At 67.0% G+C, this 14434-nt stretch carries 12 protein-coding genes; 8 read left to right on the forward strand and 4 right to left on the reverse strand.

Annotated elements, in window-relative coordinates:
- The first annotated feature begins 57 nt into the window (after positions 1-57).
- Positions 58-1251: a cytochrome P450 gene (locus GKO32_RS28870; RefSeq protein WP_312868706.1), complete on the forward strand. Its 1194-nt coding sequence runs from the start codon at positions 58-60 to the stop codon at positions 1249-1251.
- Here the strand turns inward: GKO32_RS28870 and GKO32_RS28875 are convergent.
- A complete protein-coding gene (locus GKO32_RS28875) occupies positions 1236-1784 on the reverse strand; it encodes a TetR/AcrR family transcriptional regulator (RefSeq protein WP_312868707.1) in 549 nt (182 codons plus the stop codon). The genes GKO32_RS28870 and GKO32_RS28875 overlap by 16 nt on opposite strands.
- A gap of 44 nt (positions 1785-1828) precedes the next feature.
- Between GKO32_RS28875 and GKO32_RS28880 the strand changes: the two genes are divergently transcribed.
- The 4 genes from GKO32_RS28880 (at position 1829) to GKO32_RS28895 (ending at position 7970) form a co-directional block, all read left to right on the forward strand.
- Positions 1829-2791 (forward strand): SDR family NAD(P)-dependent oxidoreductase, encoded by a 963-nt coding sequence (locus GKO32_RS28880; protein WP_154760071.1) that lies wholly within the window; start codon positions 1829-1831, stop codon positions 2789-2791.
- Between the two features lie 147 nt (positions 2792-2938).
- Positions 2939-3862: an ABC transporter ATP-binding protein gene (locus GKO32_RS28885; protein ID WP_154760072.1), complete on the forward strand. Its 924-nt coding sequence runs from the start codon at positions 2939-2941 to the stop codon at positions 3860-3862.
- Entirely contained in the window at positions 3859-5211 is a 1353-nt protein-coding gene (locus tag GKO32_RS28890; RefSeq protein WP_154760073.1) for an ABC transporter permease, read from the forward strand. The genes GKO32_RS28885 and GKO32_RS28890 overlap by 4 nt, the downstream gene beginning before the upstream one ends.
- 5 nt (positions 5212-5216) lie before the next feature.
- Positions 5217-7970, forward strand: a complete 2754-nt coding sequence (locus GKO32_RS28895) for a bifunctional YncE family protein/alkaline phosphatase family protein (RefSeq protein ID WP_154760093.1) — start codon at positions 5217-5219, stop codon at positions 7968-7970.
- A gap of 120 nt (positions 7971-8090) precedes the next feature.
- Here GKO32_RS28895 and GKO32_RS28900 read toward each other — a convergent pair whose 3' ends face one another.
- The gene (locus tag GKO32_RS28900) at positions 8091-8669 is read right to left on the reverse strand and encodes a TetR/AcrR family transcriptional regulator (RefSeq protein ID WP_154760074.1); all 579 of its coding nucleotides are present in this window, start codon (positions 8667-8669) and stop codon (positions 8091-8093) included.
- An 87-nt stretch (positions 8670-8756) separates the two neighbouring features.
- Here GKO32_RS28900 and GKO32_RS28905 point away from each other — a divergent pair, with 87 nt between their 5' ends.
- Positions 8757-9638, forward strand: a complete 882-nt coding sequence (locus GKO32_RS28905) for an SDR family oxidoreductase (protein WP_154760075.1) — start codon at positions 8757-8759, stop codon at positions 9636-9638.
- An 86-nt stretch (positions 9639-9724) separates the two neighbouring features.
- Here the strand turns inward: GKO32_RS28905 and GKO32_RS28910 are convergent, their stop codons facing one another.
- Together GKO32_RS28910 and GKO32_RS28915 are read right to left on the reverse strand one after the other, a co-directional pair.
- On the reverse strand, positions 9725-10408 hold the full coding sequence (locus GKO32_RS28910) for a LuxR C-terminal-related transcriptional regulator (protein ID WP_154760076.1): 684 nt from the start codon (positions 10406-10408) through the stop codon (positions 9725-9727).
- Positions 10409-10578: 170 nt separating this feature from the next.
- On the reverse strand, positions 10579-11664 hold the full coding sequence (locus tag GKO32_RS28915) for an aminotransferase class I/II-fold pyridoxal phosphate-dependent enzyme (RefSeq protein WP_154760077.1): 1086 nt from the start codon (positions 11662-11664) through the stop codon (positions 10579-10581).
- A 199-nt stretch (positions 11665-11863) separates the two neighbouring features.
- Between GKO32_RS28915 and GKO32_RS28920 the strand changes: the two genes are divergently transcribed.
- Together GKO32_RS28920 and GKO32_RS28925 are read left to right on the forward strand one after the other, a co-directional pair.
- The gene (locus GKO32_RS28920) at positions 11864-12820 is read left to right on the forward strand and encodes a GlxA family transcriptional regulator (protein WP_312868708.1); all 957 of its coding nucleotides are present in this window, start codon (positions 11864-11866) and stop codon (positions 12818-12820) included.
- Between the two features lie 90 nt (positions 12821-12910).
- A complete protein-coding gene (locus GKO32_RS28925) occupies positions 12911-14434 on the forward strand; it encodes an ABC transporter substrate-binding protein (protein ID WP_154760078.1) in 1524 nt (507 codons plus the stop codon).

Consider the following 14434-nt stretch of genomic DNA (forward strand, 5'->3'; position numbering starts at 1 on the left):
GAGAAATCTGGACTCAATGGTTGTGCGCCCTTAGTCGCCGCCAGCCAAGGAGTACGAGTGACGGTGCACGAGCTCGCCCGTGGTTTCGACCATTTGGATCCGCATATCGGTGACACCGTGCACGAGACGTTGCGGGAGTTCCGCCGGGAGTGTCCGGTGGCGCACAGCGAGGCGCACGGCGGGATGTATGTGGTGACCCGGGCCGATGAACTGCGGACGGTCGCCGAACACGGGGAGATCTTTTCCTCGGCTGCCGAGGTCGGAGCGGTGGTGGTGGCCCCGGAAACGGGGCGGGTGATCGCGCCGTTGTTCGAGCAGGATCTCACCGAGCATGCGGTGTGGCGGCGGCATTTGCAGCCGTTTTTCACGCCCCGTGCCGCGGCAGGTCATGCCGGGTATGTGCGGCGGGTGGCGCGCGAGCTGGTCGCTGAGCTGGTTCCGCGTGGTGAGGCGGATTTCGTGCCGGATCTGTGTGCACGGATCCCGCCGCTGGTGGTGGCTTCGCTGCTGGGCATCCCCGAGCCGGAGCGGCCGATACTCGCGTCATTGGTGCATCGCCTGGCCGGTGCGGGCAGTGAGCAGGAGGCCTCGGAGGCAGGGCAGGAGTACACCGATTTCCTGCTCGCCCAGATCCGGGCACGTCGCGGCGCGTCCGGGAACGATGTGCTCACCTCGGTGGTCAACAGCGATATCGGCGGACGCCTCGCCGACGATTATGAATTGCTGAAGTTCGCGTTTCTGTTGGTGGCGGCCGGAAACCTGACCACGACCGATCAGCTGGCGAGCATTCTGCTGGAGCTGGCCTGTGACGATGCACTGCGGCGCCGGGTGGTGGCGGACCCCGGATTACTTCCGCAGGTGATCGAGGAAAGCGTGCGGCACGAATCGGCGGTGGCGGCGACCGGCCGGACCGTCGTCACCGACACCGAGCTGGCGGGGGTGCCGTTGCACAAGGGGGATCGCATGCTGCTCACCTGGGGCTCGGGCAACCGCGACGAAAAGTATTTCCCCGATGGGGACGAGTTCAAGCTCGGCCGGCCCCGCAAACCCCACCTCGGCTGGGGAGCAGGCGCCCACCGCTGCCTCGGACTCCACATAGCACGAGTGGAACTGCGCGTGATCTGCGAAGAACTCCTCGCGGCGATCCCCGATTTCCGTGCCCCCCAAGGATTCGTGCCGCAACGCAGCTACGGCGTCATCCGCGGAGTCAAGTCGGTGCCGGTCACGTGGCGGAGTCATCGAGCGCAGTAGAGGTCGATCGCGATGGTCATCCGCGCTCGGAACTCCTTGCGAGTGCGCACATCGTGCTTGATCCCGTTCGCCGTGCTGAGCAACGTCCTGGCCACGTCGATCGGGCGGATCCCGGTGTGGCCGGACGCGTCGGCGGCGAGAGCCGCGACGACGATCCTGAGGAAACGCTTGGGATATTCGACCGGCATCGCGTCGAGCAGCTCGGGATTCGAGTCGATCAGAATGCCGATCTCCTCGGACATCGGTCCGACATAACGGCCGGCCCAGTGGTCGAACGCGTCGATCAGCCGCTCGCGCAGCGGCCGATCGGGATCGGCGAGGGCATTTTTCGCCGCCTTGATGCTGTCGTCGAGCGCATGCTCCACGGCGGCCCGGAAAAGCTCGGCCTTGGACGGGAAGTGGAAGTACAGACCGGGCCGTGAGATGTCGGCGGCCTTCGCCACATCGTCCATCGACGCCTTGCGGTAGCCGTAGCGAGCGAACACCAGCAGGGCCGCGTCCAGCACATGGGTACGCCGATCATTGTCGCTCACCAGCACACTATACAACCTATGCTTATTTTGTATAGTGTAGGGAAATGCCGCTGATCACCACCGCCTTCGACGCCGGCAGCACCGCCGATGATGTCGTCACCGGACTCGACCTCACCGGCGTCCGTGCCGTCGTCACCGGCGCCACCTCGGGGCTCGGCCGTGAGACCGCCCGCGCTCTCGCCAGTACCGGCGCCGAGATCACCCTCGCCGTACGCGACATCGGCGCCGGCACCGATGTCGCCAAGGACATCGCCGCGACCACGGGGAACAGCGCCGTCCACGTCGCCCACCTCGAACTCGCCGACCTCGCCACGATTACCCGATTCGTCGACGACTGGGACGGGCCACTCCATCTGTTGATCAACAACGCCGGCATCATGGCCTCCGCGCCAGCCCGGACCGTGCAGGGGTGGGAATTGCAGTTCGCGACCAATCACCTCGGCCACTTCGCCCTGACTATTGGTCTATATCAAGCGCTCGCCGCCGGCGCGGCCGAGCGGGACGGAGCCCGGATCGTCGCCTTGACCTCCGGGGCGCACATGTACTCACCGGTCGTTTTCGACGACATCCACTTCACCCGGCGCGCCTACGATCCCCAACTCGCCTACGGGCAGTCCAAAACCGCGAACTGCTTGCTGGCCGTGGAAGCCACCCGGCGCTGGGCGGCCGACGGGATCGTCGCGAACGCGGTCAACCCCGGCGGGGTGTCCACCGGTCTGCAACGGGACTTCACCCAGGACATGAAAGACCACCTCGACCGCCTCGAAGCCGCGGGCGTCTTCAGTTACAAGAGCGTCCAGCAGGGCGCCGCCACCACCCTGGTCGCCGCGACCGCGCCGGAGTTCGCCCACACCGGTGGCCACTACCTCGACGACGGCAACGAAGCGGACACCGTGCCCGACGATGCCGAACTGGCCGGCAACAGCCACGCGGTCAAGCAATGGGCGCTCGACCCCGACACCGCCCGGAAGCTGTGGCAAGTCTCCCTCGATCTACTGGGCCACTGAATCCGCATCCGTCCGAAATGTCCGCGAACACCGTTAATGCCACACCGGTTTGCTCCCGTTCGGGAAAAGTTCACCGACCCAGGCGGGCCCCTTCATGTCCTCTCCTTACGTTCCTGTGGCTGAGCCGCGAGAACGTAAGGAGCGTTGATGGAGACACCCCCGGCGATACGGGCTCGTGGCGTCACCAAGTGTTTCGGCGAGGTCATCGCGCTCGACGGGATTGACCTGGATGTCGCGCAGGGCCAGATCCACGGCCTGGTGGGCCCCAACGGCGCGGGAAAGACCACTTTGCTCGGCCTGTTACTCGGCCTGGCCGTCGCCGACGAAGGCCGGCTGGAGGTGCTGGGTGCGCCACTCGACGGAACACCCGGTGGTGTCGCCGGATTCGTGGACGGGCCCGGGCTCTACCCGTCGCTGACCGCCCGCAAGAACCTTGCCGCACTGGCCACTCTTCACGGTCGTGACGCGCGGACCGCGGGGATCGATGAGGTGCTCGCCGAGGTCGGGCTCACCGACGTCGCCGACGACCGGGTCCGGGGGTTCTCGCTCGGCATGCGGCAGCGGCTCGGGCTCGCCGCGGCGCTGCTCACCAACCCTCGCCTGCTGGTACTCGACGAACCGTCCAACGGCCTGGACCCGGCGGGCAAAAAACACGTACACGGTGTCCTCACCAAGCTCGCGGCGGACGGGACCACCGTCGTGCTTTCCAGCCACCGGATGGACGATATCGAGGCATTGTGTGCGGAGGCCACCATCCTCGCGACCGGACGCGTCGTCTTTTCCGGCCCGCTCAGCAAATTGTCGGCCGAAAACCGGGAACTCGACTACCGGCTGCGCACCTCCGCCCCCGGAGAAGCCCGCCGGCTGGCACTCGACGCGCCCGGCATCCACATCGTCGATGACGTTGGCACGCAAGATGTTCTCGTCGTACGGGCGCACGTGCCCGCACTCGACGAACTGGTGACGCGGCTCGTCCGCGCGGAAGTCGCGGTGCGTGAACTCGCACCCACGGTGTCACCGCTGGAGGCCGCGTTCCTCGCCCTCACCGAGCAGCAGGAGTCCACCCGATGACCGTCACCGATGCCCCGCCCGTCGCCGTCCGCCCGGTCACGGTGGCGCGCGGCTATCGCTTCGAGTTGGTCAAACTCCTTTCCCAGTGGCGAAATCGCTTGCTGATCATCGCCTGCTGGCTGGCGCCCGCGGTCTTCGTCGCGGCGGTGAGCCAGCAGAGCGACCTGCCCGTCGACACCCTGTTCGGCCGCTGGATGAACACGACGGGATGGGCCGGATCCCTGGTGTTGCTGGGTTTTGCGGGTAGCTACGCGCTTCCGCTGCTGACTTCCCTGATCGCCGGTGACGTGTTCGCCGCCGAGGACCGCCTCGGTACGTGGCGCCACCTGCTGGTCGCGGTGCGGTCGTATCGCCGGATCTTCGTGGCGAAGACGTTGGCCAGCCTCACGGTCATCTTCCTGCTGGTGGCCGGGCTGGCGGTTTCCGGCATCGTCGGCGGACTGGTGGCGGTCGGGAACCACTCGCTGGTCGGACTCGACGGCAGTCTGTTGCCGCCGGGCGACGCGGCCGGCAAGGTTTTGCTCGCCTGGCTGTGCACGCTTGCACCGACGCTGACGCTGGCGGCGATCGGGCTGCTCGGTTCTGTCGCGTTTGGACGGTCACCGATGGGGCTGCTGCTGCCGGTGGTCGTCGCGCTCGTGCTGGGGCTGGCGCAACTGCTGCCGCTTCCCGTCGCCGTCCGCCTCGCGTTGCCCAGCTACGCCTTCATCGCCTGGAACGGTTTGTTCACCGGTCCGGTCCAGCTGGGCCCGCTGGTGATCGGCGTCGGCGTCAGCCTGGCGTGGGCCGTCGTGGCGGCCGCCGCGGCATACCGGCTTTTCCTGCGGCGCGATTTCACCAACCTCGCCAGTGACGGCTCGATCCGCCGCGCCATTACCATCGGGGTCCTGCCGCTGGCCGCGCTCCTGGCCGTCACGGTCGCGATCATCGCGTCGGCGGCACCCGCGACGGGCTCGGGAATCGAGCAGCACAAGGTGCAACGTTCGGTCGCCACGGCGTTCGCCCACCTCTACCGCCTGCAGACCGCGCAACTCAACCGCCCCGACGTCACCGAGGCACAGCTGGCGGCCACCGCCGCGTGCACCAAGGGCGACGGGCGGATCTCCCAGCAGGGACCGGGTAACGACTGGCGTTGCGTCGTGTCCTGGCATCTCCCCGACGTCGCGGCCACGGGGACGGCCATCTACCAGCTCGACGTCACCCCGGACGGGCGGTACGTCGCCGACGGCGACGGACCGAAGGAAGTGAACGGCTACTTCCCAGTGCGCACCCCGGACGGGGACGTCCCGAACCCGCTCTGGCAGTTCGACGGCGACGTCGAGTTGCTCCCCACCACACCGAAGGGATGAACCAAATGCAGGTAACGCGCAGGCGTGTCGAGAAGGGCGGTTCCCGCCTACTCGGCCAGCCCCGCGGTCGCCGCAGACGCCTCGTGACGGCCGGCGGCACAGCCGTCGCACTCGTCGCGGTCGGCGGCGGCGTCGGTCTCGCCCAGACCCAGCAGTTCGGCAACGACCAGGTCGGCCAGGTCACCGACAACGGCCAGGTCGTCTCGGACGACCAGTACATCGCGCCGTACGGCGACCGCACGGTCATCAACAACGGCAAGATCATGTCGTCCACGGTCAGCCCGGACGGCACCCACCTCGCGGCCGCCATCACCGACGGCGGCGAGGCTCTGTCCATTGTGGACCTCAAGAGCTGGAAGGTGCAGCAGCTCGTCGGCAACAACGCGGCGGCGAACCTGCGCATCCCCGGCAACGACGTGGGACAGGAAGGCCCGACGTACTCGCCGGACGGCAAACAGCTGTGGCTCGGGCAAACCGACGGCTACCGCAGGTTCACCGTGAACCCCGACGGCACGCTCGCCAACCCGACGTTCGTGTCGATCCCCGCGGACGGCGCCAAGCACGCATTGGTGGCGGCGGCGGTGTTCTCGCCCGATGGGTCCACTGTGTACTCCGCGGTCAACGGCCAGAACCGTGTCGTCGCCATCGATGCCGCGACCGGCGTGATCAAGCAGAGCTGGGCCGTGGGCAACGCCCCGCGTGGTCTGGTCGACGTGGGCAGCAAGCTCTACGTCAGCAACGAGGGCGGGCGCCCCGCCGGCCCCGGCGACACCACGATGAACTCCTACAACACCCAGGTTCCGGCGGATCCCAACACCGGTGCCACCACCACCGGCACGGTCAGCGTCATCGACCTGGCGAACCCGGCCGCGGCCCCGGCGAGCATCGACGTCGGCCTGCACCCGAGCGCGGTGTACGCCAAGAACGGTGCCGTGTTCGTCACCAACACCGCCAGCAACGACGTTTCGGTCATCAACACCGCGAACGACAAAGTGGTGCAGACCATTGCCACCCAGCCGTGGCCGGAGGCCTCCGTGGGCTACGAGCCCGACGCGGTGACGCTCACCGACGACGGGCACCTGCTGGTGACGCTCGGCCGCGCCAACGCGGTCGCCGTTTACCGCTATACCAACCCACTCGAGCCGGTCAGCTACGTCGGCCTGCTCCCGACGGACTACTTCCCGGCGGAGATCACCACCGTCGGCAACCAGGTCGTCGTGTCGAACACCCGCGGTGTCGACGCGCGCCGCTCCACCGGCAACGCGCACGGCACCCACGACACCACTTCGAGCCTCACGCATTTCACGCTGCCCGGCGATGACGTGATCAAGGGCGAGACCGGCAAGGTGTTCACCCAGAACGGCTGGCACGGCGGCTCAGTCTCGCTGACCGACGGCACCGGCGACAAGCACCCGGTGCCGGTCCCGCTGAAGCTCGGCGATCCCTCCGCGATCAAGCACGTTTTCCTGATCGTCAAGGAAAACCGGACCTACGACCAGGTCTACGGCGACATTCCGCAGGGCAACGGCGACCCGTCACTGACGCAGTACGGCGAGAACGTCACGCCGAACCAGCACGCGCTGGCGAAGCAGTTCGGGCTGTACGACAACACTTACGACATCGGCACGAACTCCGCCGAGGGACACAACTGGCTGATGCAGGCCGACGACCCGGAGTACACCGAATCTTCGGCCGGCGAGTACCTGCGCAGCTACGACACCGAGGACGACGCGCTCGGCCACCAGAAGTCCGGGTTCCTCTGGAGCGGGGCGCAAGCGGCCGGCAAGACCGTCCGTGACTTCGGAGAGTTCCAGCAGTTCCTGACCAAGCCCACAGGTGCCAGCTGGCAGAACCTGTACTGCGACACCAAGGACATGCAGGCGACCGGGAAGAACACCGCGTACCCGCTGGTTTCGTCGTCGCCGATCCCGTCGCTGAACAACGTGTCGGTGCACGGGTTCCCGAAGTTCGACACGTCTGTCCCGGACATCTACCGGGCGCAGATCTGGAAGCAGGACTTCGAGAAGAACGGTCCGGCGAACCTGAACATGTTCTGGCTCTCCAGTGACCACACCGGTGGCCCGCCGAACGGGGCCGCACAGGTCGCGGACAACGACCTCGCCACCGGCCAGATCGTCGACACGATTTCGCACAGCCCGTACTGGAAGGACTCGGCGATCTTCGTCGTCGAGGACGACTCGCAGGCTGGTTCGGACCACATCGACGGACACCGGGCGCCGATCCAGATCATCAGCCCGTACGCCCAGCACGGCGTCGTCGACAGCCGTTACTACTCGCAGATCACCATGGTCCGGACCATTGAGCAGATCCTCGGGATCCAGCCGATGAACCAGAAGGACAGCGCGGCCACCCCGATGCGTGGGGCGTTCACCCAGAACCCCGACTTCACGCCGTTCACCGCACTGCCCAACCGGACCTCGCTGACCGCGGGCCTCAAGACGCTGCCTGCGTGTGGTCCGGACACCCCGGCGCCGCAGAACCCGGCCGCCGCACCCGCGCCGTCGACGACGGTGCCCGCCGACAAGCAGGACGTCGCCGGCAAGTGGGACAACTGGAAATCGCAGCAGCAGTTGACCGGTCCTGACGCGCGCGCCGACTCGACCAACCCCGCGCAGATGAACCACTTCGACTGGTACGAGGCGCACGACTGGACTCAGCCCTACCCGGGTGAGGACAAGGTCTACGCCCCCGACCAGGTGCCGGGCGCATACATCCCGGCCAACGAATCCGACGGGTGACCCCCGGCTGATCGATGAAGGCCCCTGGCCGGCTGTATCCGCCGGTCAGGGGCCTTCATCGTGGCCGGTCAGAGCCCGAAAATACGCTTGAAGAAGTTCTTCACATCGTGCCGGCGATGTTCAGCCCAGCGTCGTAGTTGCCGTGCGGAGGTCTTCCAGGGCGGCGAGCGCATGGGGCGCCAGACCACTTGTGTCCTCACGGTCGGCTTCGCTCCATTGCGCATAGCCCCGCTTGAAGGCGAGGACCCCCAGTTCGGCAGCAAGGTGCGCGGTGGGGTCGGGGACACCGCGGGCGATGAGCGCGGCTGTCATGGCGGCGGCGAGGCCGACGCTCTTGAGGGCGTCCCGCTCCTGAAGTTCCGCGCTGGCCGCCACGGCTGCTTTGAGGCGGGGGCCCAGCTCGCGGTTCATCGGCCCCATCGCACTCGACGCGCGTTCGAGGCCGGCGGCGACCGCTTCGAGCGGGCTGGCGTTTTCGGGCGCCTCGGCGATCCCCTCGGCCAGCAGCCCGCTCAGCGTCTCCTGCCCGGCGACCAGGACCTCGCGCTTGTCGGAGAAGTGCCGGAAGAAGGTGCTTCTGGTGACCCCGGCGCGCTCGGCGATCTCCGCCACCGTCGTGGCGTCATAGCCCTGCTCAGTGAACAGGTCGACGGCAGCGATGACCAGTCGTTCACGCGCTCCCGGTTCCCATCGCGGCATAGGTCGATTCTAGGTGATGCGACACGTGTCTCGTCACCCTGCTATCGTGGTGATGCGACAGTAGTCCCATCACTTCCAGGAGAGTCCATGCACGTCTTTGTCACCGGTGGTACCGGCACCATCGGCTCCGCCGTCGTCGCCGAACTGCTTGCCAACGGCCACACCGTTCTCGCGCTGGCCCGTTCGGACAGCTCCGAGCAGACCCTCAAGGACACCGGCGCCGAGGTGGTGCGCGGAGCGATCTCGGACCTCGACGTCCTGCGATCCGCGGCCACGCAGTCCGACGGGGTGATCAGCCTCGCTTTCGGACACGACTTCAGCAGGCCGGATGCGCTCGCGGCAGCCATCACCGAGGAGAGCGCCGCTATGGCCACCTTGGGCGAGGCGCTCATCGGCAGCGACCGGCCGATCGTCACCGTCTCCGGAACACCGTGGATCGCGGGCCGCGCCTCCACCGAGGCCGACCCGCTGCCGACCGACGGACCCGTCGGCGGTCGAGCGCGGTCCGTCAATGCACTGCTGGAACTGGCGTCACGCGGCGTCCGTGCCACCGCGGTCCGGATGCCGCGCACCGTCCACAACGAAGGCAAGGGCGGATTCGCCGGCCTGCTCGCCGAGCAGGCGCGCCGCAGCGGAGTGGCCGGCTACCCGGGCGACGGCACCCAGCGCTGGCCTGCCGTGCACGCCCGCGACGCGGCCGCCCTCTTCCGGCTGGTCCTCGAATCGGCGCCGGCTGGAACGGCTTGGCACGCCGTCGCCGACGAGGGCGACGCGGTCCGCGACATCGCCACCGTCGTCGGTCGCCGGCTGAACCTGCCGGTGCAGCCCGTGCCGGCGGAAAACTTCGGCCCGTTCGGCCCGATCTTCGTGATGGACCAGCCCGCATCGAGCGCCCACACCCGCGAAACCCTCGGGTGGCAGCCGGTCCACGCGAGTCTCCTGGAGGACCTGGAAAACCTGCAACCCTGAGCCACCCTCAGCGCCACGAAGAGCGCGTAGCGGCCGGTGGCGATCACGGATCCGATGCGTCGCGGAACATCCGTGTGGCCGCCGAATCATGACGCGGAGGCACGGCTTTCCGCGCCACGAAAGCGATCGCGGCCGGGCGAGCCCGTGGCGTACAGGGCCGCCTCCAACCGGCTTTGCACGCCGAGCTTACGAAGGAGGTGAGTCAGGTGCTTCTTCACGGTCGCCTCGGCGATGTGAAGCTCGCGCGCGATGTCATGGTTCGACAGTCCCGTTTCCAGCAGCGCGAGCACACGACGCTCTCGCTCGGTGAGCCTGGCCAGCGCCTTCCGGTGACGCGAGTCGAACTGCGGTCTGAGCCGGGTGACCAGATCCTGGTGTGCGCGAGCCGGAAGGACAAGACCTCCGGAAGCGACCGATCGGACACTGTCGACGAGCTGCCGGGTGGGGACCGTCGCCGGCTGGTAACCGCGCGCACCCGCAATGAGCGCGCCCAGCGCCGTGTCCTCGCTGTACTCATCGGTGACCAGGAGGACGGCGGGAGAGCCCGCGCGTTGCGACAACTGCCGTAGCTTCTCGAAAGTCGACCGGTCCGCGTCGCGGTCCTCGTACACAACGACGTCCGGCGGGCGCAGCATCGACGCCACGGCGGCACACGCCGACGAGACGCTCGCCTCGACGCCGACGACCTGCAAGTCATGTTGTGCCTCGATCAGAAACCGGAGGCCGGCGCTGAGGATCGGCCGGCTGTTCACAAGCAGAACGGTGGTCACGAAGCCCGCGCTTTCGGTGTCAGACAGAACAGAAATGACAGGTTTGCACGTCCGGTAATCGACGAAATGGGCCCATCACGAGCGAAGTTTTCCTGCTGTCAGCGAATAGTAAACCAGCATGACGCCGGTGAGACGCCCGATCTTGAGCGGGGCCGAGTTTTACTCAGGGTTCAAGCGGGCGCATCGCGCAAGGACGCGACGACCCGGTGCAGCAGCGATATCGGTGCGGCGGTGAACCGGAGCAGCGAGGCGAACCCGGCATGGGACTGCACGAGCACCCCGCTCGCCGCCAGGTGTTCCTTGAGCCGCCGGGCGTCTTCGGCGCCACCTGCGTCCACCGTCAGGAAGTTGGTGTTGCTGGGCAACGGAGCCAGCCGCTTTTCGAGGTCGACCACCTGACCGGCAAGCCACTCCCGGCCATCGATGATGTCGTCGCGGATCGCGTCGAGCTCGCCGCGGTGGTCCCGGCACAGGGCGAGGGCCACCGCAAGGGTGACACCGGATACCGCGGCGGCTCGCCGCCATCGGCGCAGGTAGTCGACGAGCGGCGGCGCGCCCGTGACATAACCGAGGCGCATTCCCGCGAGACCGGCGCCTTTGGAAAACGACCCGATTCGGAGGACGTTGTCCCAGCCGCGCCAGGCCCCGGCATTTCCGCGAAACGCCTCATAGCATTGATCGACAACGAGAAGATGCCCGTATCGGTGCGCCGTCGCGGCCAGCTCCTGGGTCGCTTCTTCGTCGAGCACACTGCCGAGCATGCCGTGTGGATCGGTCACGACGACGACAGTCGACGGCGTGCGTTTCATCGCCCACCTGGCGTCTTCCGCCGCGAACAGCAATGTTCCCGGACGTGGAAGCCAGGACAGTACTTCGATATCGCGCAGCTGGGCGTGATATCGGTAAGTGGGATACGTGGGATCCTGCAACACCATGGACCCGGTTCTGGTGGCGAACGCGTCGACGATCACTCCGATCGCGTCGTCGGAGCCGGGGAAAATCTCAAGTTCCGCCGGACGACAGCCGACCACGTCGGCCAGTTCGCCGATGAGCTCCGGATAGATGGGATACTCGACCACCGTGGCCGGCGCGAGTTCAGCCAGTACCGCCTTCACCAATGGGTCCAGCGCGGGGTGGATCATTTCGTTGCGCGACAGGTCCAGCGCCCCATCCCGTCTCGGCCGGCGGCTGGGAATGGCCATTCCGGTGATGTGCGGCTGAAAATACGACTGGGTCACGGTCGCAAGGTCAGTCACGCCGTGGCCACCGCCCTCATGGACAGATACCTGGCCCCGTATCTCATTCCCGCGAAACTACCTACCGGTGACCGTGGTTTGGATACCTCGTTCGGAGCGAACCAGTACCACTTTTGTCGCCGTCCGCCAGAGGATGCGGGCGCACGACCTGACATGGTTCCTTCCAGAGGGGCGCAGGGGCGGTTTTAGTATCGCCGAGGTGAGAACTCAACAGGTACTCGTCACACTCTTCGACGGGGTACAACCCCTTGATGTTGCAGGGCCACTGGACGTGTTCTCGACCGCATGGCGTTTCACCGGAAGCGCGAGCAAGCCTCCCTACGTGGTTCGCACCGCTTCGCTCGGCGGTGCGGCCGTGCGATCCGCCGGTGGGCTGCGGCTGGTTCCCGATCTTGACCTGAATGACGTCCAGGACCCCGACATTCTTCTCGTGCCGGGCGGGCCGGGTGTCGCGGACATCGACGACCGGATGGTGACCTGGCTACGCGAGCGTGCCCCGGACGTGAAACGGGTGGTGTCGGTGTGCACCGGGGCCTTTGTCCTGGCCGCGGCCGGACTGCTCGATGGCCGCCGCGCGACGACGCACTGGGAATCCTGCGACTACCTCGCCAAAATGTATCCCCAGATCACGGTCGATCCGAACTCGATCTTCGTCCGGGACGGCTCGATCTCCACCTCGGCCGGTGTGACCACCGGCGTGGACCTCGCCCTCGCACTGGTCGAGGAGGACTTCGGTCGCGCGGTGGCCCACGAAATCGCCCGGCTCCTCGTGGTTTTCCTGCGCCGGCCCGGCAACCAGGCACAGTTCAGCGTGCAGCTTTCGGCGCAGATCGCCCGCTCGGATCCGCTTCGGGAAGTCCAGTACTGGGCGGTCGCCAACCTGGCATCCGATCTGTCGGTTCCCGCACTGGCGCAGCGTGCCGGCCTGTCCACCCGCCAATTCGCTCGTGCCTTCGCCGAGCAGGTCGGGGTGACCCCGGGCCGTTACGTGGACCTCATCCGGTTGGAGGCCGCGCAGCGCATGCTGACCGACACTCGCGACGGCGTCACCCGGATCGCGCGCCAGTGCGGATACGGGACACCGGAAGCGATGCGCCGCGCGTTCATGCGTGAACTCGACATCTCGCCCACCGAGTATCGCCGGACGTTCGCCTGATGGCAGATTTGGTGGTCTGTATGACCTAGACGTCATGGTGGGGCGCTTTTACGTTCGGTGATCAGATGGTTGATCAGGAACGAGGCACTCATGACCCGGATGTCACGCCGACTCGTCGCCGCGCTGGCGGTCTTCACAGCCGCTTCGCTGGCCGGCTGCGGTTCCGGCACCGGGTCTTCGGGATCCGCGCAGACGCCCCACCGTGGCGGGGAAATCACCGTGCTCCGCTCCACCGACATCGACGCCTGGGACCCCGACAAGGCCCTGATGATCGAGACGTTCGAGACGCTGCCCCAAGTGATGGAAGGTCTGGTCCGGCCGAACCCGGATTCCACGGGCGTGCTGCCAGGTCTGGCCGATCACTGGGAAACGGACGCCGCCGGCACGACGATCACGTTCCACCTGCGTGACGGCGCACAGTTCAGCGACGGCCATCCGGTGACCTCGGCGGATGTGGCTTTCTCGGTGGGGCTGTGGCAACGGAATGCCGGCTACGCCTCTCTCTATTCCGCCATCAGCGGCGCCACCACCCCGGACGGGCACACCGTGGTGATCACGCTCAACCGGCCGAGCACCTTCACCCTTTCCTGGCTGGCCAACGGAACCGCGGTGGTGGTGCCCAAGGACTTCGGCGGCAAGAGCCGGGAGGCGTTCTTCAAGAATCCGATCGGCGCCGGTCCGTTCGAGATCCAGGACTACGCCGCCGGCCAGTCCCTCACCTTGGCCCGGAACCCGCACTACTACGACCCGCAACGGCCCTACCTGGACAAGCTGACCTACAAGATCGTGACCGACCCCAACCAGCGGCTGCTGCAGTACCAGAGCAAACAGGCTGACCTGATCGAGTCGGTGCCCCTGGACCTCGCAAGACAATTCCCGCCGGAAGAACTGCATGTCGTGAGGCCGAGCGCCACCGTGCACGGGGTATTCGTGAACACGACATCGGGCCCCGGCACCGATCTCCATTTGCGCCAAGCGATCTCGGATGCGATCGACCGCGACACTTATGTGAAGTCGGTATTCGGCGGGCTGGCGGCACCTGCGGCGGGCGGGCTTTCGCCCGGCGTACAAGGCTCGGCGACCTGCGACTGCAAGTACGCCTTCGACCTGGCCAAAGCCAAACAGGAGCTAGGACAGTCGTCGTATCGCGGTGCGCCCGTGGCCGTACTGGTCGACTCGTCGTCCGAGATCACCACACGCGGCGGCGAGGTTCTGGTGGAGATGCTCAAAGCGGCGGGCATCACGGCTGACCTTCAACCTGAGGATGCGCAGGTGGTGGCCGACCGTTATACGAAAGGCGCTTACGCCTTGATCCTCTCCGAGGTGAGCAGCGTTTCGCCGAGTGTGGGCGACCTTTTCGGACTGTTGTCCGCCTATCTGGCGCAGTCCGACAAGAACGGCGAAGTGCCGCGGGCGTTCGACAAGCTCGATGTGGCGGCGACCGGTGCCGACCAGGCAGCGGCCACGAAAACAGCGGAGAACTGGATCGGCGCCAACCTGCCGTGGGTGCCGATCGCCAACCCGGATCGCGTTTACGCGGTCAGCTCGACCGTCGGCGGCCTTGCGGTGACGCCGTATCTGTCCTATCCGGCCGACCGCCTCTGGGCCCGCTGA

Source organism: Amycolatopsis pithecellobii (assembly GCF_009707865.1).
Taxonomy (GTDB): Bacteria; Actinomycetota; Actinomycetes; order Mycobacteriales; family Pseudonocardiaceae; genus Amycolatopsis_E; species Amycolatopsis_E pithecellobii.